Source organism: Youxingia wuxianensis, assembly GCF_014385085.1.
GTDB lineage: Bacteria > Bacillota > Clostridia > Oscillospirales > Ruminococcaceae > Youxingia > Youxingia wuxianensis.
Genome location: NZ_JACRTD010000002.1, coordinates 284,433 through 309,487, shown reverse-complemented (window position 1 = coordinate 309,487; position 25,055 = coordinate 284,433). Strand labels below are relative to the sequence as shown.

Below are 25,055 nucleotides of genomic sequence, written 5' to 3'. Positions count from 1 at the left end.
AGTGTCACTTTGCCTCATATTTGTATAATTTGCACGATTCTATTGTGAATTCTACATAAACTTCTATTTTTAGTTTTATTTTTCCCTTTGGGGGCATATTTCCCAGCCTTTCCTAAAAAATGACCGCTGGCCTGCCAGCAATTCACCAGTCATAACCGCCCTTTCCTATCGCATAATAATGTGACAAACCGGAAAAGGAGGGGAAGGAAAATTGTCCCAGGAAAGCAAAGTCCATTCCCTTATCAATCTTCTTTATTTCGCCGCCGTACTCGGGCTTGTTTTTTTCTTGGTTCGCTATGTTTTTTTCTGGCTGCTCCCCTTTATTTTAGGGTTTGGGATCGCCACACTTTTGCGCCCTGCTGTTATGAAAATTTCAAAATCTTCCCATATAAACAAAAAAGTGTGCGCCGCTGCGCTGGTGGCCCTTTTTTATCTTTCAGGAATCGCGCTGCTGGGCGCCTTTCTTACCGTGATTGCCGTACAGCTGTATGATTTATTCCTGCAGCTGCCGCAGATTTATCAGGAAACAATCTCCCCCATGCTTCTCAAAATCAACGACGGTTTTTTTAACTTAGCCCAGCGTTTTTCCCCGGACGCTTCCAATCATATGGAAACGTTAGGAGAGGCTGTCACTTCCGGGCTGCAGCAGCTGGCCATCGACGGCTCCGCCAAAGTAGTAGGCGGTATCGCCCAGGTAGCCGGAAAACTGCCTATGATATTAATAGCGGCGGTATTTACCTTTATTATTTCCATATTGATCAGCACTAACTATTCAAACGTGATGAAATTTTTCAGAGAAATCCTTCCGCGGCGTTTTAAAGCCCGTGTCAGCGGTCTGCAGCAATTTATGCGAGACACGATATTTAGTATGGTGCGGGCGTATATCATTATCATCGCCATTACTTTTTTGGAATTGGCCGCAGGGCTGTATCTGCTGGGCTTCGACTACTGGCTTTCCGTAGCAGCGATCATCGCCCTGCTGGATATCCTGCCCATGATTGGAAGCGGAACCATCCTGGTTCCCTGGGGGCTTGTCCTCATTGCTGGTTCCCATCCGGCCACCGGCATAGGCCTTTTGCTTCTTTTTGCCATTATCGAAATTATCCGAAATATTATAGAACCTAAAATTGTAGGAGCTCAAATCGGCCTGCATCCCATCGTCACCATCACTGCGATGTACGCGGGCCTTCAGATCGCAGGTTTCCTCGGGCTTTTATGCGCCCCTCTGGCAGTCCTCACTGTAATGTATCTATACCGAACAAACAGCGCGGAATAAAACATTGGTTTTATTCCGCGCTTGTCGTTTTAACCAATAAGGGTTTTCACTCCTTCTAATACTTGTTTTGCCGTATGAGCCAAAAAATCCGCATCTGTAACTTCGTCAGGATATAGGCCATAGGCACAGCCGATAAAAGGCACTTCATTCTCTTTAGCGGCAGTTTTATCAAAATGCCGGTCGCCTACCATTACAATTCCCTGAGGCTGGTATTTGTCTCTAATTCTTTTTAAAAGCTGGGATTTGTTGCAGCCTACTACCTGGTGCTGGATAAAATCAAATTTTTCCTTTAAATGGAGATTTTTTAATACGCAGTCAATATACGCTTCCCCACCGTTGGAACATAGCGCGGTTATATAGCCTTCTTCGCGAAGCTGATCCAACATCTCAGGAATGCCATCATATACCCTGCCGCGTTCTTCTACCATCTGAGGAAGATATTTTTCTAATTTTTTATGATATTCTAAGTATTCGTCCATAGTGCCCTTGGGGAACAGCAGCTTTCTGCCATCCTCCATTAGTCCACCAATCAAATTCGTAATTTGCGCGTCTGTAATTCCAGTAATCCCATACTTTTCCATAGTGATCCGATGGCAAGGAATGATAAACAGATCCGACTGACTGAGAGTTCCATCTAAATCGAACGCTACTACTTTTACCATAGATTACATTTCTCCCGTCTTTCATTATACTACTTTAGTATATCATAATTCTTCCTGAAATTATATTGTGCAAAACCAAAGAAAACCACTTTGTTTTTGATCATAAAAATGTTATACTTATGATATCTTGAGATATTTTCGGGAAGGATGTAGTATTATGGCAGACGCAGGTTTCTTTAAAACCACCACATTCGGCGGTTTCGACAAAAAATCCGTACTGACTTACATAGATACTTTAAGCCAGCAATTTCGTGCGACTGAAGAAGAATATACGGAAAAACTCAATTCCTATGCCCAGGCGCAGGATTCCCAGGTTGCACATATTAAAAAATTGGAGGAAAACCTGGCTCTGGCCAACGAACAGGTTTCCCAGCTTCAAAAACAGCTGGATGAACAGCGGGAACTGGCTTCTCAGGCGCAGGAGATGATCTCCGGGTTGGATGCGCAAAATAAAGAATTGCATAAAAAACTTTCGGATAACGATCGGGAGATGCAAATCCAGTTGGAGCGATGCCGCCAGCTTCAATTCAAAGCGGAAAGTCTTGATTATAAAAGTAAAAAATATGACGAGATCTCCAATCAAATTGGTGACGCTATTATCGAGGCTCGTCAGAGTGCGGATAAGATCATTGAAACTGCAAACGAGCAAGCAGATGAAATTACTCAAAAGGCGAAGGATTATATGAAAAATTTCTATTCTGAGCTCTCTAGCTTCAACAGCGACGCTACCCGGCTTAGAAAATCGATTGAAGAAATTTTGTTTGTGCTCAACGACCGGATTGATGTAATGCAGGAAGTGGTCAAGCAGGTGGAGAAACGCTACACCCCTGAAAGCGCTGCACAGCAGGGTTCTCTCCCGGAGCAAGACCAACTGTTCTCCCAACCGGAGGACAAAGCGGGTTTTTTTGCCGGAAGTTCCCATGAAGTCTGATGGATAAAATAAAACAAATTGTTAGCAGGTGGTTTTTATAAAGACATATCATATAAACGCTCAGGAGCTTGCTGGCGAGGCACAGAATTTGCGTGTAGGTGATCGGGTGCTGCTTACCGGGGTGATTTATACCGCAAGAGACGCCGCCCATAAGCGGATCATGCAGGCAATTCGGGAATGTTTACCCCTTCCTTTCGATTTGAACGGCGCGATCATTTATTTTGCGGGACCTACTCCTGCGCCGCAAAATATGGCGATCGGTTCCTGCGGACCCACCACTTCCAGCCGTATGAACCCTTATACCCCAACACTTATGGACTTAGGGCTGTGTGCTACCATTGGCAAAGGGGAGCGTAGTAAAGAGGTATATGACGCTATTGTGCGCAACAAAGGGGTATATCTCTGTTCTATTGGCGGCGCCGGGGCGCTGGCGGCGCAGTGCATCAAAAGCTGTCAAGTGATCGCTTATGAGGATCTGGGATGTGAATCGGTAAAAAAGCTGTATGTAGAGCAGTTTCCTTTGATCGTTGCCGCCGATTGTACTGGTGAAAATATCTTCGATAAGGGAAAACAGCAGTATAAGTTAATCTAAAAAGACCCGCTGCCAAAAGGCAGCGGGTCTTTTATGCCCTTATTCAGTTTGTTTATAGGAAGAAGAACCCTTCAAACGTTTTTGGGTCCGTCCTGATTTTTAGTGCCTTTGATAGGATATTCTCCTCCACCTCGCCTGTACCTTGGGTAATATTAAAAACTTTGTTTTGCTTTTGTCCACAAAACCTAACATTGTCGGAATCAGTACCGCTGCTAAAATCCCCAAAATTGCCAGCACCACTATAATTTCTGCCAAAGTAAATCCCGAAGTTTTTTCTCATCCTTTCTCTCTTTGAGCATCAGGGTAAATAGCCCCGCCTTTTTTCACTTAGACGCCGCTTGGCCGCATATAGGCCATCCAGCTTTAAGCCGGCGCGGTGCGCCATCTCCCCGACGATTTCCAGAGATTCCAAATCTTCCGGAAGCGCCTCCCCTTTTAAAAACTCCAACGGCTGGGCAATCTGCGGGTATCGGCTCAGCGTCCCAATAAAATAATCATATGGAATGCCAAACGCCTGGGCCAACTGCGCAGTCTCTTCAAAACAGTTTTGAATCTGCCCGCTAAGGCTGCGGCAGAGTGCTCTGACCGCCTGTCCCCTCCCAGAAGGGCCCATATAATAATTATGTGGGCCGATACAGTGAAGCAGCGAAGCGGCCTTTTCATATGCTTGGCTGGAACCGCCTATATACAAAACAAACTCCTGGTCCAGTTCTCCAAAAATTCCGCAGTCAAGATAATATCCTTCCAACCGGCGCACTCCATTGGCAATCGCATGCGCCATCGCCGGGCTGATATCCGTAGTATCGACAAATATCTGATCCTTACGAATGAAGGGAGCAATCGCATTAAACAGGGCGGTTAAATCACTGGAATTATCCAAGGCAATGAGGACGATATCCGCCTTTTCACAAAGCAACATGGCAGTCGTACAATAGTGCACGCCGCTTCTTTCTCTTGCAGTCCCATCTAACCCATAAGCGTAAATATTATGAGCGGTTTTATTCAACAGATGCTCTAAAATGATCTGTCCCTTTTCATTCAGGCCAAGAACCCCTATTTTCATTACAGGTTTCCTTCATTTTAAATTTCTTTCATTTATTATAACATCAATTTCTCCAGTTTCCAACAAAATTTTCAATGGAAAAGACTGCAAAAAAGGCCGCCTGTAAAAAGACAGGCGGCCTTTGGAAAAGTTACGGATTAATAGAGTAGTTCGGCGCTTCTTTTGTAATATAAATATCATGAGGATGGCTTTCTTTTAAGCCCGCGCCAGTAATTTTAATAAACTGGGCACGCTCATGAAGGTCAGGGATCGTTTTGCATCCGCAATAGCCCATGCCAGCACGGATCCCGCCTACCAGCTGGTAAATCGTGTCAGAAACCGTTCCCTTATAAGGAACACGGCCTTCCACCCCTTCTGGAACCAGCTTCTTTTTATTATCCTGGAAATAACGGTCTGCGGAGCCTTCGTTCATGGCCGCCAAAGAGCCCATACCACGGTAAACTTTGAAGCTTCTGCCCTGGTAAATTTCTACTGCGCCCGGAGATTCTTCACAGCCCGCCAAAATCGAACCAAGCATTACGGTGGAAGCACCGGCGGCCAACGCTTTTACAATATCGCCGGAATATTTGATTCCGCCGTCAGCGATTACAGGAATGCCGTATTTTGCGGCAGCACAAGCTGCGTCATACACCGCCGTCAGTTGGGGAACACCGATTCCAGCCACCACGCGGGTAGTACAGATCGAACCAGGCCCGATACCAACTTTGATAGCATCTGCGCCTGCCTTAATCAGATCTTCTGTTGCGTGAGCAGTAGCCACATTTCCTGCAATTACCGGCAAATCGGGATATTTTTTCTTAATTTCCTTTAAGGTATCAAAAATCATCACATTATGGCCATGGGCGGTATCCAAAACGACCACATCCACGCCGGATTTTACCAGCTCATCAACACGCTCCATAAAATCTTTGGTAATACCGATAGCAGCACCGCATAAAAGCCGTCCGCCTGTGTCTCTGGCGGAATTAGGATACTGCACCGCTTTTTCAATATCTTTTATGGTGATTAAGCCTTTCAAATATCCGTTTTCATCTACGATCGGGAGTTTCTCAATTTTATGTTTGCGCAGAATTTCCTGGGCGTCTTTTAAGGTAGTACCTACCGGAGCCGTCACTAAGTTGTCTTTTGTCATAACGTCTTTGATTTTGGTGCCATAATCCTCTAGGAAGCGCAGATCACGATTGGTCAAAATGCCAACCAGCTTTCCATGCTCACAAATAGGAACACCGGAAATTTTATATTTGCCCATGATTTCATCTGCGTCATAAACAAAATGTTCAGGTGAAAGGAAAAACGGATTTGCAATCACGCCATTTTCTGAACGTTTTACCGTATCTACTTCATCCGCCTGCTCTTCGATGGACATATTCTTATGAATAATTCCTATACCGCCTTCTCTGGCAATGGCGATCGCCATTCTTGAGCGGGTGACCGTATCCATAGCAGAGGTTAAAAACGGCGTATTCAACCGGATCCCTTTTACAAGCTCGGTAGACAGCTCCACCTGATAAGGGGAAACCTCGCTTCGCGCCGGAACAAGCAAAACATCGTCAAAAGTTAATCCTTCTTTTACAAACTTTTCACTTACATTGGTATTAAGCATATGTCCTCCCTTTCTTCACTGCACACACATTACTCTTCACAACGTTTATATTTTTATTATCATAGCACTATTTGTGTGCAATAGCAATAGCTATGGGCCTTAAATTTCGTATTAATTACCAAATAAATCTTACATATTATTTCTTTTGCCTTTGCCGCCGGTCTGCCAGAAGCAAGTCCACCATACGGCCATAACTTTGCACTCCATCCGCCTGATTGTTGGCCTTCAAATATATATTGTTCACAGCAGTAGATACCTGTGCCACCGGCCCCTCAAACTGATCCCAATACAGGCTGGACGCCGCCATATCCAGCTTTATTCCGTCGCTGCACCCAGCCATGATCCGGGAGGCCTCCTCCCTGTCCACAGAATATAGCCGATTGATGCAATGGACAAGGGCCAGCATGGCGCCGCTATACTGAAACTCTTGGTTCTCGGCGTTTTGACAGGCAAGGTAAGCGATAAAATTAGCTTCGTCCTCCCGCATAAATCCCCTTGTATGAGCTAACTCATGACACATAGTAGCAGGAACAGAATAGTCCGGGGCGTCGATGTTGACGTTGGCCTCATAGATAAAAGGAACAAATACCCCGGTAATCTGCATTAGGGACATCATCCGGGAAAATATGACCGGTTTTGGGGTGATGGGCAGCTCCTTTATGGTCGGATATTCTTCGCTGAGCGCAGCCACCGCTGTTCTGGCATCCCCCGCAGTCTCCCAAGCCCCTTTGGAAAGAGAAGTTACCCCGTATTCATCCATTGTAAGTCCCGCCCGCAGCTCGCCGGCGTTTCGGACCAGCTCTTCACACAGGGCAATAAGCTCTTCCTTTGGAGAAGGATGGACGTCCAGTCCATTTAACTGGGAAAACTCCAATCGGTAATAGTTCATGCCGCACAGGAGCAAAAAAGCGGAAAATAGGATGCACACTAATTTTACTACCCGTTCCAACAAACGCCAAAAACCAGATATTCCCGACGGTCTTTTCCCTTTCAGCAACCGGATTATCCCAAAAGTGATCAGCACTAACACACCCAAAAGAAGAGCGCACACTGCCAGTTCCGCCAAAGAAAAAGGGAAAAAGGAGCTTATCCCTCCAAAAATGGCCGCCAACACTGGATAAATTTTCTGGGAATATATGGCGTCTGTAAGCTCCGGATTATTTTTCGCCAGGATGCTAAGGCCAAAAGAAACCGCTAGAAGCAATACTGGCCACCAACGTTTTACAGCAGATCCCAGTCCTCTTTTTATTTTTGTGGTCTGCATAGGCCCTCCTATAATATCACAATAGTGATTCCATGGTTGCATCGGGAGTAATCTCTATCCCGGGAAAGTTCCGGGCATAAATCCAACGCGTGACGGGCGCATCCTTCAAACGGAGAAAACTCTTCCCCTTTTACAAACTCTTTAATCGCTCCGCTTCGTTTCATACTGGCTAGTTGGCGGCGAACTTCTTCTTTGATAGCCCCGCCCCGGCCGCTGGAGCCATAGCCATGGATGAGCTTTACCGCCTGGGTCCGATTGGCCTTGGCGCTGCGCAATGCCTGGCTCATCTTCATTTTAGCCGTTTCCACCGTGGGCATACCGGATTCTAAATTGATCGTAACCACTGACATAACTGCCTCCTATGTAACTTTTATTTTATAAAGGAGTCGCAGGTGTCAAAATCTAAATCTACGTCTACTCCCTGAATACTTTCTTCCATCTGAGCAACTTTCGAGCTTCCAATAATTGCCGCGCCTTCCAGCCGATTATTGGTAATATACGCTACGCATAAAGCCGCTGGGCTGACGTTGTTTTTTTCACAAAATGCACACAGCTTTTCCAACCGTTTGCGGTTAATTTCGCAGTCATACCGCCGTTTGATTTTTGGACTAAGCAGTTGTTCCCCGCCGGCCACCATTTTCGCAAAATATCCTCCCGCCTGGGAAGAAAAAGCCATTACTGGGATTTTATTTTCAAGGTACCCTTTGTATTCAGTCTCATTCATGCACACCAATGTGGGATCCGGCCAAATTTCCGGGGTGACATATGCCATGCTCCATTGAATTTGGGAAACGGTGAAAGGGGTTTTTCCTTGAGACACAGCGTAAGCATTAGCTTCATTTATGCGCGCTACTGTCCAGTTGGAAGCTCCCAAAGCACGGATCTGTCCTGCCTTTACATGCTCGTCCAGCGCGTCCATAATTACAGATACCGGCAGCTGGGGGTCATCTCTGTGCATAAAATACACATCTACATAGTCCACATCCAAAGCTTGCAGGCTTTCCGTAAAATCTTTATGTATATTCTCTACGCTTACCCGAGCAATTCCTTTTCCTACTACCGGAGCGCAGCCTTTGGTTATTAAAACGATCTCCTTTCGATTTTTCCTCTCTTTTATCCATTTCCCTATTAAAATTTCACTGCGGGGCGGATCGCTGTCCTCTAATTTCCCATACATCTTCGCTGTATCCACAGCAGTACCGCCCAGCTGAATATATCGGTCTAAAATAGTAAAAGCACCTTTAGGGTCCATAGTATCGTTAAACAGTACCGACCCGGCTCCACAGACTACTTTAGGCATTCTGATGATCCCATCAACCGCTTTTACATTCATAAATTTCATATGACGTCTTCCCCTTTGAAGTAATTTTTATCGGATGCTCGTATTTTAATTATAAAAGGTAAAACAAGAATTTACAAGCAAACCTTAGAAGATTTACTTGAAAATATCTTGAAATAATTCTTCCATGAGTTTACAGATAAAACACATAAATTTCATACAATAAGACATTGAAATGTTTGTAAAATAGTGCTAAAATTATATTCAGAATTAACAATTAAGGTGATACATCATGCAAAAGGATGAAAATCTAATCCGTATTGTTTCTTTTAATTTAAAAAGTGATTTTTTAACCAGAAGCAAAAATAAATGGGCAAACCGCCGCAGTCTTGCCGCTAAAGTTATTAAGGATTCCGGCGCCGCTATCATCGGCGTTCAAGAGCTGCTGCCCCATATGCGAAAGGATGTCGGCGAACTGCTGGATATGGATTACAGCATCCTGGGCTTTGGCCGTTTTTCCGGCAGAAAGCCTCATAAAGACGAGCACTCGGACATTATTATAAAAAATTCTTCCGCAGACGTAAGATTGATCAAAACCTTCTGGCTTTCTAAAAATCCGGAGGAGATCAGCCGGGCATATTATGCCTTTTTTCCAAGAATATGTACAGTGGCAGAGGTCCATCTTAAGGAAATCGACCGCACCATCCGGGTGTTTAATACCCATTTTGACCATATCTGCGGACTGGCCCGAATGTTGGGCGCTAAAGTCATTTTAGAGTATATGCAGAAGTTCAACCAGCAGCGGCCCATGCCAACTATTCTCATGGGGGACCTAAACGCCAAACCCCACAGTAAAGCTGTACGGTATCTGCGGGAACATAATAAAGAATACCCGGATATTCATCTGACCGACGTTTACTCCGCTTTGCACTGCTGCAGTGTAGGAAATACCCTGCATCATTTTAATGGGAAGATCAAGGTTGGCGCGCCGCCGATTGATTATATTTTTGTTTCTGACGAATTTGAGGTTGTGGATTCCAAAATTATTACCGATCCAGTGGAAGGGAAATATCCTTCTGATCATTATCCCCTTCTGGCCACTCTGCGCCTTAAGGAGATGCCCTTGGCCCATTCTGTTTAAAAATATACGCCGTATATTTCATGGAATATACGGCGTATATTTTTTAATTAGGGCCTCTTAGCTCTTCAGTTTAAAAGATTTGCAGTCGGTGCATTGATCCATAGTAGGGTTCAGTTCATGGGTTCCAATCTTGACACAGTCCAAGGAACAGTAGTTCTGGTTATTACAATGGAACGCACACTGCTGAACAGTACACTCGATACAATGGTTAGCGTTGCAATTATCGTTCATACCTAAAAAACCTCCTTCTTAGATTTCATTATTATCTTTCCCAAGGGATCAAAAATTATAATAAAAAAATCACTCCTGTTTTATAAAAAACAGGAGTGATTTCGCAAATAAAATTTAGGACGTATTACTTACACAGCTAACTTGAGCCGAAGACGGAGCTTGTCGCTTATCATTGCGACAAACTCGCTATTGGTCGGCTTTCCCCGCCCGTTGTGAATGGTGTAGCCAAAATAAGAGTTGAGCGTATCAACATCACCTCTATCCCAGGCAACCTCAATGGCATGACGGATGGCCCGTTCTACCCGCGACGGGGTGGTGTCAAATTTTTTAGCAACGGTTGGGTAAAGTAGTTTTGTGACAGAGTTAATGATCTCAGGATTTTTTACAGAAAGCATAATGGATTCTCGTAAATAATGATATCCTTTGATGTGAGCGGGCACTCCAATCTGATGGATAATTTCAGTTACCATCAGCTCCAAATCCGGCTCATTCTTTACGGCAGTTTCAGAAAATCCTTTTACGCCGGAGTTTGTCCCTGCAATCTGAACAATTCGTTCCACCATAACCTCCACATCAAACGGCAGTAAAAAGAAATAAACCGCGCCAGCGTTGATAAGTTCTTTTTCCAGCATTTGATTATAGAAGGTAGAAGTAATAAGGAATTTCGGGGCGTACCCCAAATCCATGTCACGAACTGCATTCATGACTCCGATAGCATCCAGTTTCGGCATGAAAATATCCATTAGCACAAGCTCTGGAGATAATTCGCCGACTAACTGAGCTACCCGCAGTCCATCCCGAGGAGCGATAACCGTGTCAAAGCCGTAAGTTTTGAGTAATGACGAACATTTTCCGCAATATTCGTTATTCCCATCTACAATTAGTACTTTTGTGTTTTCTTTCACTCTTTTTTTACGCCTCCAAATTTATCCGCTTCCCTCTCCAATATATTATCACCTATTAAACAAAAAAACAATCATTTTCACTCATTTACCGTATAAATCTACAGACAACTTTTTGCGAAAACTTTGGTGAATTTATGAAACCTTTAATCGACCTACTTCGACATTATTCGACATCTTGTTCATATTTTCTGCAAAAATTCCATAACCTCGTGTCGGATCATTGACGAAAACATGGGTAACCGCGCCTACTAGTTTCCCATTTTGCAGTATTGGACTGCCGCTCATCCCCTGTACAATTCCCCCTGATTTTGATAAAAGGTCCTGGTCTACTACACGAATTATCATATTTTTCGTTGGATTATTCTCTCCGATACTCACTTTTTCGATCTGGATATCAAATTCCTCTGGCTCTCCTTCATCCAAAGTACTGATGATTGTGGCCGGTCCTTCGGTAACCTCATAACCAAGCGCCATAGGTACAGGCTGCGCATGTGTAGGAATTTTAGTTCCTACGCCGAAAATTCCGCAGGGAGAATTTACGTATAATTCCCCTGTTTTTTCTCCTAAAAAGCTTCCCTTTAATTCTCCTGGCGCACCGCTGGCTCCTTTATTGACCCCTGTGATCTTAACATCTACAATCTCGCCTGAATGCAGCGGCATAATTTCCCCTGTGTCAATATCACAGATCGCGTGGCCTAATCCTGCAAATAAATTGGTAGTTGGGTTATAATATGTCATAGTGCCTATTCCAGCCGAAGAATCTCTCACCCAAATTCCTGCCCGGTATAGTCCGTCATCTGTTTTTACCGGAGATATCTGGCAGGTGAGATCCGCTCCATTTCTTGTTAAATTCACTGTTACCGGCTGCCCTTTGCAGCTGGAAACTACCGTGCCCACGTCCTCATTGGTTTTCATCTCTTGTCCATTCATGGAGGTAATAATATCTCCCACTTTAATTCCTGCTTGTTTGGCTGGATTTTGTGTCACACCATCCGATGTTATATCGCTCATTCCTACTACAATTACCCCTTCGGTAAACATTTTAATTCCGAAAGTGTTTCCTCCCGGAATGACCATTTCCCGGTCGACTACCTGAACCTGGACTTGTTTTATTCCCACGTTGCCAAAAATTTTTAAATTGGCGTTATAGCTGTTCCCAGCCGTTGAGTAAACTTCTATCGGCAGGCTGGTATCCGTCTGTTCTAATGTAATAGGGACCCGCGAATTAATTGTGAGACGTTCTCCCGCCGCTACATAATAATGGTCAGGCAGCACCGCCTGGGTATAAAGCGCCATCGACTGTACCGCTACTACCGCAAGGGAAAGAACACTTGCAAAAAACTTATATCCTAATATGCTTTTTTTCTTGTTCATTGGTTAGTATCCCCCTGACTTTGAGTTTCCTTCTGAACTCAAAATTTAAAATAATTTTCTTCTCTCTTAATGTTCCACCGCCTTGTTTTTTTATTTAGGGGAATAACTACAAGAATTTTTGTAAGTAATAATTTTGTTCCTGTTTGCTGGGGAAAAACATAAATTGTTGATTTTTTAAAAATTTTATAGAAGAAATTTCCAGGTTATGTTACAATAAACATAAGAATTTCTAATGAAAAAAGAGGGTAATGAGATGCGTGTTGCCATAATTGGAACCCGTGACAGCGGTGATCTTACAGTGGAGCAGATTATCCCCTATATCCCCCAAAATTGTTCGGAAATTATTAGCGGCGGCGCCCAAGGAGTGGACCGACTGGCGGAAGAGGCCGCCGCAAGGTTAAATATTCCTATGAAAATTATTCTTCCGGACTATGAGACCTACGGCCGTACCGCTCCTTTGGAGCGCAATAAATTGATTGTAGAACGGGCGGCGCTGGTGCTGGCTTTCTGGGATGTACAGTCCCGCGGATCGGCCAATACGCTTGCGTATTGTGTTCAGACTCACACGCCATTTAAAATTATTACGCTGGATTCTCCTCAGTCCAAAAGGGGAAAATAAACTTTCGTCTTAAAAATGTCCGCATAATGCGGACATTTTTTATTGCCGCCCTCGGCAAATTGAGGATTTTTACCCGCTGTTGGCGGAGAAAACGCGCCGAGTTTCCGAGTTCTGACCACAAAAGGAATAAAATGGTTTCGCTTCCGCGAACCTATCCCCTGGCAGCGTCCGGGTACAAAAGGATATTTTGCGGCTGTTTTTTTAATATATAACAGTACGAGAACAGAAATTTGCATCAATAAAATTTTTACAATAGTTTATTTCCCACACCCATACGATCCATTTCGCAGGTTACTTCCACTTGATAATTTGCGTTTTCCACGATATTTTTCCAGTCATTTTGATGACCCAAGTAAAATTCAGGAGATGACTTCTTAACATGCTGTGCAAGTCCCAATACATCCAACCCCTTTCGCTGGGTAGCCTGGATGAGCTCCAATACCTCTGAGCGTATAAGCTGCTCCTGCAGTTTCGTCACATATTTTTGATCTTCTTTGGACAGAGGGCTTCCCGAATTTAAAACGACTTCCACCGCAGTGCTTTTTACCTTAATTTTAATGACCATTTCCGGATGATCTCCGGAAATATTTGCATTCTTCTTTGAACTTGTCTGAGAGGTTACCGCTGTTATCTGACCAATACGATCTTCTTTAATATATATTTCTGTGGCCTTAATCTTCCCTTTTATCCATTGCAGGCCCCTGCACTGCTCCAAGGGAAGCGTAGAAATCATACGATCCTCCCGGAAAACCGCCAGTCCTGCCAGGGAGAGCACCGGTTTCTCTTTTTCTTCCTGCGCTTCAATCAAGCAAAGAGTTCCCGATATGTTTGGCTCCTGAATATCTCCAATAATGTCCATTAAGCGGCTTTGGGGAGAAAAACCGCTTTTTTGTGCGGCCTCTACCATATCCAAAATTTCTTTTCCCGGAACGATTGGTTCCTCTTCTTTCGTGGATAAAATATCCTCAGCCTTTCCCCGGGCGGTTAATACCAGTATCGTAGGAGGGGTCTCATGAGTGGAGTTAAAATAATCTAACGCTTTACTAACCCCTTCACGGGCGGTCTCTTCCCCAAGGACAATAACTTTACAGTTTCCAAAAAACATTATTTTTCCTTCGGAAAGGGCCGTCTTCTGAATAGCCTCGGTGATGCTTTTGCCTTGAGATTTTATAATTTTGCTTTTCGCACCGGAGGCTCCTTGATCTGCAGAACTCTCCTCCACATTAAACAGCTCCATGGTCAGCGAATATTCTCCATCGGCATAATCGATCCCGACCGCCTGTACAATACCTCGGTCGTTTAAATATACATTTCCCATACAGCCGGTTAACATCATCACAGTCAGCAAGGACAGCAGTATCTTTTTCATGCCTTTTCCCTCCATTTTTTGCGCCCTAGCAGCAGTGTGAGTATTGGAATAAGAAGGATCACCAGAATAAAGGGAACCCCATTAAATAACACCCGGCTATAGACACTAAGATATCTCATATCCAAAGAGTTCAGCATGGACACCCCTGTCATAAGAAAGGCGCACAAAAAAATCCCCCACCCTTTTTTCACCTTGGGAAATAATATGCGAAAGCTCAGGTATGCTCCATATACATATAAGGTCGTTCGAATAAAAGCTACAAATACCCATACTGCAATATGAAGTAAGTCAAGCCGACCAAAGATGGACAGCTTCGCCACAGACGCGGCAGTATAAAAGGGAAATAGGCGGGTAGCAGAATACTCTCCCAGCGATGTCAATGTAAAAAAGGAAAGTATTTCATACATTGCTGCGCCCAGGATAATCCAGATAATATAAGCTTTTTTTCCATTTCCCCGAATAGTGGGAACAAGCAGAAGAAACAGCAAAATTTCCATATTGTTGGTAATCTGCCGAATACAGCCTATGACAATCATTTTCCAGCCTCCGATAAAGGGGCTTTGAACATAAACTAGATTTATTTCCGGAAGAAGACCCACCAGTACTAAAAGAATAATTCCTAAAACAACAATAAACACGGTGACTGACATTCTTGCGACTGCTTCAATTCCCAGATAAGCGGCATAAGCGACTACCGGTAAAAACAGCAGTACAAAAATCCAGGATTCTGCCTGCGGATAAATAGTGCTTATCATAAAAAATTCAAAATGACTGACAGTATATGCACCCATAAGCAGACAAACCATCCCTATAATTCCTGCACATAGGTTGCCAAAAAATGGGTGTACGGTCTGCGCCGCCTCCAATATTCCCATCTTGCTTTTTTGTATCAGATGCCACGCTGGAAAAAATAGCGCCACCATAATTATCCCTGCCAACGGAATCGCAAGCAGAACAACAGAACCGGGAACGCTTGTTTGCGAATGAGGGGTATAAGTGAAAATATTAAATATGCGGCTTAAAAAAAGCAAGGTAACCAACTGTCCACTGGAAATGGCATTAGTTTTCATCCTTTTCTCCCCCTCGCATATGGAGATTGCTTCCCTTTAAATCTTGTACCCGTAAATCCTCCTTTTGCAGTGTCCGCCAGCCCCAGCGAAATAGTACATCCCGCATGGCATAGCTGGAAAAGGGAGTGGCAGGCGTGGTGGTAGGCACGCCTAAAGGGTTGATCGCGCACAAATTGACAAATACAGCGCACAGCCCTAAGGTAATCCCAAAGATCCCAAAAATTCCCCCAATGAGGATAAAAGCAAAACGCAGAAAGGTTACCGGCTCATACAGGGAGGGGACGACAAACGAACTAATGGCTGTCAAGGCCACTACCATCACCATAGGAGCGCCGATAATCCCGGCGGTTACAGCGGCATCTCCGATAACCAAAGCCCCTACAATACCAACTGCATGTCCTACTGGACGAGGCAGGCGAAGACCCGCTTCCCGCATCATTTCAAAAATAAAAAAGATAATAAAGGCCTCCAGCATCAATGGGAACGGGGTATTTTCTTCACTGATTACCAGGCTGAATAGCAGAGAACTGGGAAATAACTCTGGATGAAAGCTGGCGATGGCGACATAAAGTCCGGGAAGCAGTACAGAGAATAAAAAGGCTGTGTACTTTAGCCAGCGGATAAAAGTGGCGAAGTAAGGGCGATGGGAGTAATCGTCAAAACTCTGGAAATTCTCGGTAAACAGATAAGGAACAACCAAAGCGAAGGGGGTTCCATCCAACATAACTCCTACCCTGCCTTCTGCAATTTTAGCGCATAAGGTATCCGGGCGTTCGGTAGTTCCCACCCCGCTAAACAGGGATACGGGCTTGGAATCCAAAAATGGCTGAAGATATCCGGTTTCCAGCACTACGTCGATTTTCACCTTAGAAAGCCGGTATCGGATTTCTCGCAGGAGTTCCGGAGAAACCACGTCGTCCATATACACCAGCATTACGTCCGTTTTACTTTTTGTTCCGATGGGAAACAATTCAAAAATCAAATGAGGCGATTTTATTCTGCGGCGGAGCAGCGCCATATTGGGACGGAGCATTTCGATAAACCCTTCCCGGGATCCCCGCACATTCACCTCCGTAGCCGGCTCATCCACTCCGCGCCCGGCAAATCCCTGGATTCCCATTGCAATTCCCATATCCAGCTGTTCAATAAGAATGACCACAAATCCCGACATAATAAAGCGGAAAAATTCTCCGTAAGTATAAAATTCTTTTTGATCGGGCGCCAGAAGAGATTGACTTCGCACCCATTCCAACAGTTTCTGGGGCGTGGCTTGCTCCAAAGTTAAATTGGTCAGCGGCTGGGCGAACATTTTGCTGAATACGTTGGTGTTTACCATTCCCTCACACATACATACGGCGCATTTGACCCCGCTTATTGTGACCTCCCGAATCAATAGATCTCCGGAATCACTGAACATCTGTCGGATCGTAATAACCCTTTCCATCAAATCACTGCCCATTTTTTTTGAAAGGGCCGGATCCTCTTGGGGTGGTTCATAAGCAGAAAGACCCGCATCAAATTTGCTTTTTATAAAATGAAATAATTTCATATTTTTACTCCCGTCCTCATGATCTCACACTACTAGTGTTGCCAATTTTGGCGAAAGAATATCACAAAAATTTATGACAATACTATTTTATGTATAATCTGTTGACGGAGGTTTCCTTTATGTCTGTAGCTCTGATACGTGTAATTTTTGTATATATTGTGATTATCTTTGGGCTGCGTCTAATGGGAAAACGCCAGTTAGGGGAACTGCAGCCATCGGAACTGGTTGTTACCATCCTAGTATCCAATATTGCTACCATGTCTATTGAAGATATCAACGTCCCATTGATGGGCGGTATTGTACCGATTTTAACCCTAGTGTGTTTCGAAGTATTTATGTCTGCCTTTACCTTAAAATTTAAAAAGGCGCGCCGGATTATTTCCGGTACGCCTCGTGTTATTATTCGAGATGGAGAGATCGATCAGCAGGAGCTGCGCAATCTTCGGTTTTCTGTAGACGATTTGATGGAACAGCTTAGAACCAATAATGTCTTTGATATCCGGGACGTTGCCTTCGCTATTGTAGAAACTACCGGAAAACTGTCCGTATATCAGAAATTCGGCGCCCGCACCGTAACTGCTCAAATGCTTTCTCTTCAGGAGCCTTCCGGCAGCAACGCCCCGCCTGTAGTATTAATCAGCGATGGCGCAGTAATTGACAGCGGATTAAAATATTGTAATCTAAAATATGAGTGGTTAGAAAAAACCATCACTGAAAATGGCTATCGCGCACAGGATATTTTCCTCATGACCTGCAATCGCCAGGCGGATTATCTGATCGTTCCAAAAATTCCATTGCTGAAAAGAAAGGGATAAAATCCATGAAACGTGTTGGCGTCGCTGTTGTTGTTTTTGCACTGCTTATTGCGTTAAGCGGGCTTTCCCTGTGGCATCTTCACACGGTTACGCAGGATATGACTGAAACGCTTTCCCAGATAAAAGAATATATCAATAATAATGAAATCGGCCAGGCCCAAAGCCTGACCGATCAAGTAATTCATCAATGGCATGTAAATGAAAAAGTTATGACAAGATATGTCCATCATCACCAGCTGGACGAGATCACCGGCATTATCGCCCGGCTCCCTTCCCTCGCCCAATACGGGGATATCTCTGAGTTTGCGGCAGAGGTGGAACATACCCGGGTACTGATAGCACATATTTGGGATTCAGAAATCCCAAGCCCTAAAAATATCTTTTAGCCTCTGGCGGCCAGCAGGTCTTCCAACTCTTTCATAAAGCTGTCGATATCCTTAAACTGACGGTATACAGAAGCGAAGCGCACATAAGCGACCTCGTCGATCTCCCGCAATTTTTCCATGGCGAGCTCCCCTATTTTATTGGTAGGGATTTCCTTATCCAAGGAATTATGTAGGGTTAATTCAATATCATTTACCGCCTGCTCCAATACCGCCAGAGAAACCGGACGCTTTTCACAGGCACGGACTAAGCCGCTTAAGAGTTTTCCAGAATCAAACCCTTGCCGTGACCCATCTTTTTTGATTACCACTAACGGCGTGGTCTCAATAATCTCATAGGTGGTAAAACGTTTTTCGCACTTAAGACATTCCCGGCGGCGGCGGATTCTTTCCCATTCATCTGTTGGGCGGGAATCAATCACTTTGCTTTCCACGTATCCGCAATATGGGCATTTCATAGAATAACCCCCCTGATTTTATGTTATTATACTAACAGTATAATAACATAAAATCAGGGGGGTTACAACTCTTTTATTCGTCAAAGTGTAAAAAACATTGGAAACCTTTACATATTTTCCACCGTTTTTAATAAAGTCTCATAGCTGTCCGCCAATTCGCATTGATTTTCATAGCTATGATTATATAGCTCCAGCAACACTCCGCCGTCAAATCCCAATTCCTTTACCTGGCGAAGAAACTTTCCCAGCTCCAGCGTTCCCTTTCCGATGGGCAGACAATCGCATTGTTCTGTATGATCGCTTATATGCAGATGGACAATATTTCTCCCCATAGACGCGGCCATTTCCTCCAAAGAAAAACCAGCTCGAAGCGCCTGCTTGATATCCAATGTAAAGCAGCTGTCCGGCAGATAATCCCGCATCCGCCGAAAAAATTCCGGACAGCAGCTGGTACACCGTGGTACATTTTCCTGCGCCAAACGTATTCCCATTTTCTTGGCTTGGTAATCCACTTCCCCGTACAGATCAAAATAATTCTCATACGAAAGCGAACTTTCACGACGGTTGCCGTGGAATATTAAAAATTTCGCTCCCAGCATATTCGCCGCGTGAAAGTACTGTTTATAGAGTTCTATCCCATCATAGTATCTACGCTTGTATTCAGAAAAAAACAGCAGCGGCTCTAATCCTGAAGTAAATGGATGGACAGAAACAATTTTTGTCCCGCCGTCATCAGCGATCCGCCTTAACTGGCGGGTAAAAGCGTCCTTCAACTCGCTTGGAGCGTTAAAAAAGATTTCAGCCGCCTGTACGCCGATCCCTGTTACATATTTTAGCGCCTCTTCTGTAGGCTGGGGATATAAACAGGCTGTGGAAATTCCCGCAAGCATTTGGACACCTCCTTAGTATATCTTAAATAAAATAAGGGCGGAAGTTACCATCCGCCCTTACCATACTATGATATGCTTACCCGTGTTTTTTTGCCAGTTTGTGTTCCTGCCAGGTAACCCACAAAGGACCTGCGATACATACGGAAGAATACGCACCAGCTATCATACCCACCAGCATAGGAGCCGCAAAGGTAATGATCGAGCTTACATTATAAACGATTGCTACTACGCATACAGTACCCATAGCGATTACCGTAGAAATCGTAGTATTGATCGAACGGGTCAGGGACTGGTTAATCGAAGTATTGACCAGCTCAGCCAAAGATACTTTGGTCCCCAGCAGCCGTTTATTTTCACGGATACGGTCATATATAACCACCGTCGCGTTGATAGAGTACCCCAAAATAGTCAGCACAACCGCGATAAAGCTGTCGTTGAGCGGGATTCGGAAAAATACGAACACCGCAAATACAAACATAACGTCATGCAGCAGCGCTAATACCGAGAATACACCCGCGGACCAGCCGCCAATTTTACGGAAACGGAAAGCGATATACACAATCATCAAAACAGATGCCGCCGCTACCGCAACCACGGATTTGATCAGAAAGTCATGTCCAATAGACGCATCAACATTGCTGGTGGAAACTACTTCAATATTGTTTTGTGGATAGGCAGCCCACAGAGCGTCGTTGATCTCCCCATATTTTTCAGGGGAAATTCCCTGCTTGGAAGAAAGGGTGACCACCAGGTTCATCTCCCCGGTAGTTACATCCCGCTGCTCCTGAATGGAGACCTTTTCGCCGCCAAGGACACTTTCAATCGTTTTGGCAAAATCGCCTTTGTCCAATTCCCCGCTGTGGGAGTAAGTTACAATCGATCCGCCGCGGAATTGGATATCCAATTCCACACTGAAAATCAAGGCTACAAGGATGGTAACAATGATGATCGCGCTGGAAATAGTAAACCAAATTTTCTTACGACCTACGATATTAATCATTGTTTTTTACACCTCCATACAGCCAAGGATTCTTAAATGCTTTAAACTTGGAGATCGATTTAAGCATTAGTCTGGATGCGGTAACACCCATGAGGAAGTTAAAGATAACACCAACAACCAGGGTATAACCAAAGGAATAAATCGCACCGGTTGCAGAAGATCCGAACCAACGGAAAATTGGGGCAAGCAGTCTTGCGAAGATGCTTCCCGGAGGGCCGAACGCCCCCATCAATACCACAGCCACCAGAACCATAGTGATATTGCCGTCAAAAATCGCGGCAAAGGTTCTGCTGAATCCGCTGTCAATCGCGCCGTCAATCGTTTTTCCAACTTTTAATTCTTCCTTAATACGTTCCGAGGTAATTACGTTGGCGTCAACGCCCATACCAATGGAAAGGATAATACCCGCGATACCCGGAAGGGTCAGGGTGAAGGACGGAATATTGGGGAAGAACCCGGTGATACAGGCGATAGAACCCGCTACCTGGCCCATCAGCGCAATACAAGCGATTACACCAGGCAGCCGGTACATAATAATAATAAAGATAGAAACCAAAATGAAGGCAATGATGCCTGCCGTTACCATCGCATCCCTGGAACCGAGGCCCAAAGTAGCGGAGATTGAGCTGAAGTTTTCTGTTTGCAGTTTAAACGGCAAGGCACCGCCGTTAATCTTATCCGCCAGATCCTTTGCCTCTTCTGTCGTGAAGTTCGGGCTGGAAATAGTAGCGTTGCCGTCGGTAATCTGATCGTTTACCACTGGTTCGCTGATTTTTGTATCGTCCATCCAAATGGAGATTGTCTGTCCTTTCAACCTGCCGGTCGCCTCAGAAAACAGAGTAGCCCCTTCCGAGGTAAGGGTCAGCGCTACCACTGGATTTCCTGTCTGCGGATCCAAGGCAACATACGCTTCCTGTACATGCTTTCCTTCAATAACTACCGGTCCGTTGGACCCTTCTTTAAATGTGAGCAGCGCGGTTTCGCCCAGCTCTTTTACCGCGTCTTCTGGGTCAAAGTCCGTTTCATCCTCTTTCCAAGGGAAACGAACGATAATTCTGTCTTTGTTGTAGTCGGTATAGATCTCAGAATCAGTAATATTCTGGGAAACCATTCTGACCTTGATGATTGATTCAGCGGCAGCCATTTCTTCATCTGTCGCGTCATATCCTTCCGGTGGGCTGAATGTTACATCCACACCTCCGCGGATATCGATACCCCAGCGGATATCGTCAACACCCTTGATGTACTTGGTCGGTACATCGCCATAGGTAGTCGAGACGCCCAGGAATGACAGCGCTGTCAGTCCGATGATTATTGCAGCTACAATAAAAAACATCGGCTTGCCAACTTTTTTCATCTGCTTGTCCTCCTTGCAAACCACGCCTGCTTTAAACAGTCAGCAACCGCAGGATATGGAGTTCCACTGCGGTTGCCTATGGTTTATCATTGATGCGAAACCGCACTATTTCCAAAATGCGGCACTTTTTTAATTATATTTGAATTGACCATAAAAGTCAATCAAATTCTACCTATTTATACAGAAAGCTGCGCCTTTTCCCCTAAAACACCGGCGTTGGCTTTTAAGACCGGAGAAACTATCTCATCGATATATTCCTGCACTTGTTTGGCACTGCGCCCGGTAAAGGCTGCCGGGTCCAAAATCGCTTCAATTTCCTGCCGGTTCAGCCCAAACGCAGGATCAGCGCATATACGATCGATCAAATCGTTTTCTCCCCCTTCCTCTTTTACCACTTTTGCCGCGGCGATTGAATGTACCCGCAGCTTTTCATGAAGCGCCTGGCGGTCGCCGCCTTTTTTCACTGCGCTCATCATAATATTTTCTGTGGCCATAAATGGAAGCTCCCGGCGCACCCTCTGTTCTATGACTTTGGGATATACCACCAAACCATCGCATACGTTGAGCATGATATTTAAAATCGCGTCCACCCCTAAAAACGCCTCCGCTACAGCGATACGCTTGTTGGCGCTGTCATCCAGAGTTCTCTCAAACCACTGAGTGGCCGCAGTAAAGGCCGGATTTAAGCTGTCGCTCATTACATATCTTGCCAGGGCGGTAATCCGCTCGCTGCGCATGGGGTTGCGTTTATAGGGCATGGCGGAGGAACCAATCTGTTGTTTTTCAAAAGGTTCTTCCATTTCTTTAAAATTGGCAAGCAGCCGCAAGTCGTTGGAAAATTTACTGGCGGACTGGGCAATTCCAGACAGAACATTTACCACAAAGCTATCCACTTTTCGGGAGTAGGTCTGTCCCGAAACGGGAACTACGCTGTCAAAGCCCATTTCTTTGGCAATATCCATTTCCACCGCTTTAATTTTGGCATCGTCCCCTTCAAACAGCTCCACAAAGCTTGCCTGGGTGCCGGTGGTCCCTTTGGAGCCCAATAGCTTCAGATTGGAAATACGATATTCTACTTCCTGAAGGTCCATCATCAGTTCGTTTATCCACAAGGTAGCTCGTTTGCCCACAGTGGTCAGCTGCGCCGGCTGAAGATGAGTGTAGGCAAGCGCCGGCATATCTTTATATTTCATGGCAAAATCGGCAAGCAGGGAAAGTACATTCAGCAGTTTGCGGCGGACAATACACAGCCCCTCCCGCATGACAATTACATCTGTGTTGTCCCCTACATAACAGCTGGTGGCCCCTAAATGGATAATCCCCTTGGCGTTAGGGCACTGCACTCCATAAGCGTACACATGGCTCATAACGTCATGCCGGCATTCTTTTTCCCGGGCGATCGCTACATCGTAGTTGATCTGATCCTTATACATTTCCAACTCGTCAATCTGCTGTTGGGTAATGGGAAGCCCCTGCTTTTTTTCCGCCTTGGCCAAGGCGATCCAAAGTTTCCGCCAAGTTTTAAACTTGTTGTCCGCAGAAAATACATACTGCATTTCATCGCTGGCATACCTGGTACAAAACGGGCTTTCATATCTGTCGTACATCCGCTCAACGTCCTTTCGATTACTATTTTTCCCAATCATATCTAGTAATATGAAAATTATAACATAAAAAAATCAAGAAACAAGGGCGGGGAGGCTCCCCGCCCTTGTGTTTTTCTCACTTAGCCCAGCAATTTTTCTACCGCCGCCAGCTCAACGCAGAGCACCAGCAGTTCCACCGCCTGCTCCAGTTCCGCTACGGTGGGATAGGTGGGCGCTACACGGATATTCTGATCTTTAGGATCCTTTCCATAAGGATAAGTCGCTCCGGCTGGGGTCATGACCACTCCCGCTTCCTTGCAGAGCGAAACCACTCGCTGGGCGCAACCCGGCAGCACATCCAGGGAGATAAAGTAGCCGCCTTTAGGGCAAACCCAGGAGGCAATTCCTTTTCCAGCCAAACCCTTTTCAAAGGCAGTCAGCACCGCTTTAAACTTCGGGCGCAAAAGCTGGGCCTGCCGATCCATATGGGACAATATGCCCTCATAATTTTTAAAATAACGAACATGCCGAAGCTGATTGATTTTATCAAATCCAATCGTCTGTACGGTCATCAGCTTTTTAATATTGGCGATGTTTTCTTCCGAAGAAGCCAGCCCCGCCAACCCCGCTCCAGAGTAAGAGATTTTGGAGGTAGAACTAAAAATAATCACACGGCTGGGATCCCCCGCCTTTTTGCACTCCTCCATAATATTAAGAAGGGAATCCCGATCTTCCGGATAAAGATCATGTACGCTGTACGCGTTATCCCACATGATGATAAAATCCTTCGCGGCGGTCTTCATCCGAGCCATACGCCGCACGGTTTCATCCGAGTAAGTAATTCCCTGAGGATTAGAATATTTGGGAACACACCAAATCCCTTTAATGCTCTCGTCCTGAGCCGCCAGCTTTTCCACCATGTCCATATCCGGACCGGAAGAGGTCATTTCCACATTGATCATTTCAATCCCGAAACTCTCGGTAATCTTAAAGTGGCGGTCATAGCCAGGAACCGGACACAAAAATTTTATCTTTTCCAGCTTGCACCAAGGCAAGGCCCCAGTACGTATCCCATGAGTGTACGCCCAGGAGATAACGTCGTACATCAAATTCAGGCTGGAGTTTCCGCCTACAATCACTTCCTGCGGCTGCACGCCCATAATTTCTCCAAGCAGGCGCTTGGCTTCCGGGATTCCGTCCATCAGTCCATAATTGCGGCAGTCCATCCCATTTTCACAGATCAGAGAGGAGGAGGAATTGACAGTGTCCAACAGCTCTTTTACTAAATCAAACTGATCCGCGGCAGGTTTGCCCCGGGACATATCCAGTTTCAAGTTCTTTTTCTTATAATCCTCATATTTTGTAAGCAAGTCGCTGTGCAGCGACTGCAGTTCTTCACGGGAAAGCTCACTGTAATTTGACATGATGTTCGCCCTCGCATTTCGTAAGTAATAATCACACAACACACTTTTCTATATCCCGACCAAAAATTCTGTATCTTTCTGCATGGTTGCTGGTCTCGGATATTTTTTAACAACTATATACTATAATATAATATGCAAAGGCGTTTTGCAAGTTGTATTTTTATATCTTGCAAAAATTTATTCACACTGCTTAATTTCTATGGATATTAACGGA

26 protein-coding genes are annotated in these 25,055 nt (G+C 45.0%); 7 read left to right on the top strand and 19 right to left on the bottom strand.

All coding sequences use genetic code 11. The features are described 5' to 3' along the window. Positions 1 to 211: 211 nt before the first annotated feature. Positions 212 to 1,276 (top strand): sporulation integral membrane protein YtvI, encoded by a 1,065-nt coding sequence (gene ytvI, locus H8705_RS03770; protein ID WP_262394519.1) that lies wholly within the window; start codon positions 212 to 214, stop codon positions 1,274 to 1,276. 29 nt (positions 1,277 to 1,305) lie between these two features. Here the strand turns inward: ytvI and H8705_RS03765 are convergent, their stop codons facing one another. Next, the gene (locus tag H8705_RS03765; RefSeq protein WP_262394518.1) at positions 1,306 to 1,938 is read right to left on the bottom strand and encodes an HAD family hydrolase; all 633 of its coding nucleotides are present in this window, start codon (positions 1,936 to 1,938) and stop codon (positions 1,306 to 1,308) included. Between the two features lie 157 nt (positions 1,939 to 2,095). Here H8705_RS03765 and H8705_RS03760 point away from each other — a divergent pair, with 157 nt between their 5' ends. Both H8705_RS03760 and H8705_RS03755 read left to right on the top strand, forming a co-directional pair. Then, entirely contained in the window at positions 2,096 to 2,869 is a 774-nt protein-coding gene (locus H8705_RS03760; RefSeq protein WP_262394517.1) for a hypothetical protein, read from the top strand. 37 nt (positions 2,870 to 2,906) lie between these two features. Beyond that, positions 2,907 to 3,461, top strand: a complete 555-nt coding sequence (locus H8705_RS03755; RefSeq protein WP_262394602.1) for a FumA C-terminus/TtdB family hydratase beta subunit — start codon at positions 2,907 to 2,909, stop codon at positions 3,459 to 3,461. A gap of 52 nt (positions 3,462 to 3,513) precedes the next feature. Here H8705_RS03755 and H8705_RS13775 read toward each other — a convergent pair whose 3' ends face one another. The 6 genes from H8705_RS13775 to H8705_RS03725 all read right to left on the bottom strand — a co-directional run bounded on the left by H8705_RS13775 (position 3,514) and on the right by H8705_RS03725 (position 8,733). Further along, on the bottom strand, positions 3,514 to 3,741 hold the full coding sequence (locus H8705_RS13775; protein WP_449355290.1) for a hypothetical protein: 228 nt from the start codon (positions 3,739 to 3,741) through the stop codon (positions 3,514 to 3,516). Positions 3,742 to 3,759: 18 nt separating this feature from the next. Then, on the bottom strand, positions 3,760 to 4,524 hold the full coding sequence (locus H8705_RS03745) for an NAD(P)-binding domain-containing protein (protein ID WP_262394516.1): 765 nt from the start codon (positions 4,522 to 4,524) through the stop codon (positions 3,760 to 3,762). Between the two features lie 130 nt (positions 4,525 to 4,654). Beyond that, positions 4,655 to 6,127 carry an IMP dehydrogenase gene (guaB, locus tag H8705_RS03740; RefSeq protein ID WP_262394515.1) on the bottom strand — a complete coding sequence of 491 codons (1,473 nt, stop codon included), beginning with the start codon at positions 6,125 to 6,127 and terminating at the stop codon, positions 4,655 to 4,657. A 136-nt stretch (positions 6,128 to 6,263) separates the two neighbouring features. After that, entirely contained in the window at positions 6,264 to 7,391 is a 1,128-nt protein-coding gene (locus H8705_RS03735) for a DUF3810 domain-containing protein (RefSeq protein ID WP_262394514.1), read from the bottom strand. Positions 7,392 to 7,399: 8 nt separating this feature from the next. After that, positions 7,400 to 7,741 carry a Smr/MutS family protein gene (locus H8705_RS03730; protein WP_262394513.1) on the bottom strand — a complete coding sequence of 114 codons (342 nt, stop codon included), beginning with the start codon at positions 7,739 to 7,741 and terminating at the stop codon, positions 7,400 to 7,402. Between the two features lie 20 nt (positions 7,742 to 7,761). Further along, on the bottom strand, positions 7,762 to 8,733 hold the full coding sequence (locus tag H8705_RS03725; RefSeq protein WP_262394512.1) for an aldo/keto reductase: 972 nt from the start codon (positions 8,731 to 8,733) through the stop codon (positions 7,762 to 7,764). A 229-nt stretch (positions 8,734 to 8,962) separates the two neighbouring features. Between H8705_RS03725 and H8705_RS03720 the strand changes: the two genes are divergently transcribed. Next, the gene (locus H8705_RS03720) at positions 8,963 to 9,811 is read left to right on the top strand and encodes an endonuclease/exonuclease/phosphatase family protein (RefSeq protein ID WP_262394511.1); all 849 of its coding nucleotides are present in this window, start codon (positions 8,963 to 8,965) and stop codon (positions 9,809 to 9,811) included. Between the two features lie 57 nt (positions 9,812 to 9,868). On the opposite strand, the gene H8705_RS03715 is transcribed toward H8705_RS03720, so the two are convergent. From H8705_RS03715 to spoIVB, 3 genes are all read right to left on the bottom strand, one after another. Beyond that, complete coding sequence (locus H8705_RS03715) at positions 9,869 to 10,042, bottom strand: DUF1540 domain-containing protein (protein WP_262394510.1); 174 nt, start codon at positions 10,040 to 10,042, stop codon at positions 9,869 to 9,871. Positions 10,043 to 10,170: 128 nt separating this feature from the next. After that, positions 10,171 to 10,947, bottom strand: coding sequence for a sporulation transcription factor Spo0A (spo0A, locus tag H8705_RS03710; RefSeq protein ID WP_262394509.1), 777 nt, complete (start codon positions 10,945 to 10,947; stop codon positions 10,171 to 10,173). A gap of 132 nt (positions 10,948 to 11,079) precedes the next feature. After that, positions 11,080 to 12,321, bottom strand: coding sequence for a SpoIVB peptidase (gene spoIVB / locus H8705_RS03705; RefSeq protein WP_262394508.1), 1,242 nt, complete (start codon positions 12,319 to 12,321; stop codon positions 11,080 to 11,082). A gap of 253 nt (positions 12,322 to 12,574) precedes the next feature. On the opposite strand from spoIVB, the gene H8705_RS03700 reads away from it, so the two are divergent. Beyond that, positions 12,575 to 12,940 carry a DUF2493 domain-containing protein gene (locus H8705_RS03700; RefSeq protein WP_262394507.1) on the top strand — a complete coding sequence of 122 codons (366 nt, stop codon included), beginning with the start codon at positions 12,575 to 12,577 and terminating at the stop codon, positions 12,938 to 12,940. Positions 12,941 to 13,187: 247 nt separating this feature from the next. Here H8705_RS03700 and H8705_RS03695 read toward each other — a convergent pair whose 3' ends face one another. From H8705_RS03695 to H8705_RS03685, 3 genes are read right to left on the bottom strand one after another with little or no spacing between them, the layout of a single operon-like run. After that, positions 13,188 to 14,309, bottom strand: a complete 1,122-nt coding sequence (locus H8705_RS03695; protein WP_262394506.1) for a Ger(x)C family spore germination protein — start codon at positions 14,307 to 14,309, stop codon at positions 13,188 to 13,190. After that, positions 14,306 to 15,379 carry a spore germination protein gene (locus H8705_RS03690; protein WP_262394505.1) on the bottom strand — a complete coding sequence of 358 codons (1,074 nt, stop codon included), beginning with the start codon at positions 15,377 to 15,379 and terminating at the stop codon, positions 14,306 to 14,308. The genes H8705_RS03695 and H8705_RS03690 overlap by 4 nt, the downstream gene beginning before the upstream one ends. Then, the gene (locus H8705_RS03685; protein WP_262394504.1) at positions 15,369 to 16,928 is read right to left on the bottom strand and encodes a spore germination protein; all 1,560 of its coding nucleotides are present in this window, start codon (positions 16,926 to 16,928) and stop codon (positions 15,369 to 15,371) included. The genes H8705_RS03690 and H8705_RS03685 overlap by 11 nt, the downstream gene beginning before the upstream one ends. A 119-nt stretch (positions 16,929 to 17,047) precedes the next feature. Here H8705_RS03685 and H8705_RS03680 point away from each other — a divergent pair, with 119 nt between their 5' ends. Both H8705_RS03680 and H8705_RS03675 read left to right on the top strand, forming a co-directional pair. After that, positions 17,048 to 17,743, top strand: coding sequence for a DUF421 domain-containing protein (locus tag H8705_RS03680; RefSeq protein WP_262394503.1), 696 nt, complete (start codon positions 17,048 to 17,050; stop codon positions 17,741 to 17,743). Between the two features lie 5 nt (positions 17,744 to 17,748). After that, the gene (locus tag H8705_RS03675) at positions 17,749 to 18,129 is read left to right on the top strand and encodes a DUF4363 family protein (protein WP_262394502.1); all 381 of its coding nucleotides are present in this window, start codon (positions 17,749 to 17,751) and stop codon (positions 18,127 to 18,129) included. On the opposite strand, the gene nrdR is transcribed toward H8705_RS03675, so the two are convergent. The 6 genes from nrdR to H8705_RS03645 form a co-directional block, all read right to left on the bottom strand. Next, positions 18,126 to 18,584 (bottom strand): transcriptional regulator NrdR, encoded by a 459-nt coding sequence (gene nrdR / locus H8705_RS03670; RefSeq protein ID WP_262394501.1) that lies wholly within the window; start codon positions 18,582 to 18,584, stop codon positions 18,126 to 18,128. The genes H8705_RS03675 and nrdR overlap by 4 nt on opposite strands. Before the next feature lie 107 nt (positions 18,585 to 18,691). Then, on the bottom strand, positions 18,692 to 19,474 hold the full coding sequence (locus tag H8705_RS03665) for a sugar phosphate isomerase/epimerase family protein (protein ID WP_262394500.1): 783 nt from the start codon (positions 19,472 to 19,474) through the stop codon (positions 18,692 to 18,694). 76 nt (positions 19,475 to 19,550) lie between these two features. Further along, positions 19,551 to 20,474, bottom strand: a complete 924-nt coding sequence (secF, locus tag H8705_RS03660; protein ID WP_262394499.1) for a protein translocase subunit SecF — start codon at positions 20,472 to 20,474, stop codon at positions 19,551 to 19,553. After that, positions 20,467 to 21,831, bottom strand: coding sequence for a preprotein translocase subunit SecD (locus tag H8705_RS03655; RefSeq protein WP_262394498.1), 1,365 nt, complete (start codon positions 21,829 to 21,831; stop codon positions 20,467 to 20,469). Before H8705_RS03655 ends, secF begins: the two co-directional genes overlap by 8 nt. A 176-nt stretch (positions 21,832 to 22,007) precedes the next feature. Continuing rightward, positions 22,008 to 23,438, bottom strand: coding sequence for an adenylosuccinate lyase (gene purB, locus H8705_RS03650; RefSeq protein WP_262394497.1), 1,431 nt, complete (start codon positions 23,436 to 23,438; stop codon positions 22,008 to 22,010). A gap of 119 nt (positions 23,439 to 23,557) precedes the next feature. Beyond that, positions 23,558 to 24,841 (bottom strand): aminotransferase class I/II-fold pyridoxal phosphate-dependent enzyme, encoded by a 1,284-nt coding sequence (locus H8705_RS03645; RefSeq protein ID WP_262394496.1) that lies wholly within the window; start codon positions 24,839 to 24,841, stop codon positions 23,558 to 23,560. Positions 24,842 to 25,055: the final 214 nt, after the last annotated feature.

Excerpts from the sequence above, each read along its gene's own strand:
- spoIVB (WP_262394508.1), bottom strand. The coding sequence starts at position 12,321 with ATGAACAAGAAAAAAAGCATATTAGGATATAAGTTTTTTGCAAGTGTT.
- H8705_RS03675 (WP_262394502.1), top strand. The coding sequence starts at position 17,749 with ATGAAACGTGTTGGCGTCGCTGTTGTTGTTTTTGCACTGCTTATTGCG.
- H8705_RS03695 (WP_262394506.1), bottom strand. The coding sequence starts at position 14,309 with ATGAAAAAGATACTGCTGTCCTTGCTGACTGTGATGATGTTAACCGGC.
- H8705_RS03700 (WP_262394507.1), top strand. The coding sequence starts at position 12,575 with ATGCGTGTTGCCATAATTGGAACCCGTGACAGCGGTGATCTTACAGTG.
- purB (WP_262394497.1), bottom strand. The coding sequence starts at position 23,438 with ATGTACGACAGATATGAAAGCCCGTTTTGTACCAGGTATGCCAGCGAT.
- H8705_RS03645 (WP_262394496.1), bottom strand. The coding sequence starts at position 24,841 with ATGTCAAATTACAGTGAGCTTTCCCGTGAAGAACTGCAGTCGCTGCAC.
- H8705_RS03685 (WP_262394504.1), bottom strand. The coding sequence starts at position 16,928 with ATGAAATTATTTCATTTTATAAAAAGCAAATTTGATGCGGGTCTTTCT.
- secF (WP_262394499.1), bottom strand. The coding sequence starts at position 20,474 with ATGATTAATATCGTAGGTCGTAAGAAAATTTGGTTTACTATTTCCAGC.
- H8705_RS03730 (WP_262394513.1), bottom strand. The coding sequence starts at position 7,741 with ATGTCAGTGGTTACGATCAATTTAGAATCCGGTATGCCCACGGTGGAA.
- H8705_RS03735 (WP_262394514.1), bottom strand. The coding sequence starts at position 7,391 with ATGCAGACCACAAAAATAAAAAGAGGACTGGGATCTGCTGTAAAACGT.
- H8705_RS03665 (WP_262394500.1), bottom strand. The coding sequence starts at position 19,474 with ATGCTTGCGGGAATTTCCACAGCCTGTTTATATCCCCAGCCTACAGAA.
- guaB (WP_262394515.1), bottom strand. The coding sequence starts at position 6,127 with ATGCTTAATACCAATGTAAGTGAAAAGTTTGTAAAAGAAGGATTAACT.
- H8705_RS03725 (WP_262394512.1), bottom strand. The coding sequence starts at position 8,733 with ATGAAATTTATGAATGTAAAAGCGGTTGATGGGATCATCAGAATGCCT.
- H8705_RS03760 (WP_262394517.1), top strand. The coding sequence starts at position 2,096 with ATGGCAGACGCAGGTTTCTTTAAAACCACCACATTCGGCGGTTTCGAC.
- H8705_RS03745 (WP_262394516.1), bottom strand. The coding sequence starts at position 4,524 with ATGAAAATAGGGGTTCTTGGCCTGAATGAAAAGGGACAGATCATTTTA.
- nrdR (WP_262394501.1), bottom strand. The coding sequence starts at position 18,584 with ATGAAATGCCCATATTGCGGATACGTGGAAAGCAAAGTGATTGATTCC.
- H8705_RS03715 (WP_262394510.1), bottom strand. The coding sequence starts at position 10,042 with ATGAACGATAATTGCAACGCTAACCATTGTATCGAGTGTACTGTTCAG.
- H8705_RS03655 (WP_262394498.1), bottom strand. The coding sequence starts at position 21,831 with ATGAAAAAAGTTGGCAAGCCGATGTTTTTTATTGTAGCTGCAATAATC.
- H8705_RS03720 (WP_262394511.1), top strand. The coding sequence starts at position 8,963 with ATGCAAAAGGATGAAAATCTAATCCGTATTGTTTCTTTTAATTTAAAA.
- H8705_RS03690 (WP_262394505.1), bottom strand. The coding sequence starts at position 15,379 with ATGAAAACTAATGCCATTTCCAGTGGACAGTTGGTTACCTTGCTTTTT.
- H8705_RS03680 (WP_262394503.1), top strand. The coding sequence starts at position 17,048 with ATGTCTGTAGCTCTGATACGTGTAATTTTTGTATATATTGTGATTATC.
- H8705_RS13775 (WP_449355290.1), bottom strand. The coding sequence starts at position 3,741 with ATGAGAAAAAACTTCGGGATTTACTTTGGCAGAAATTATAGTGGTGCT.
- H8705_RS03765 (WP_262394518.1), bottom strand. The coding sequence starts at position 1,938 with ATGGTAAAAGTAGTAGCGTTCGATTTAGATGGAACTCTCAGTCAGTCG.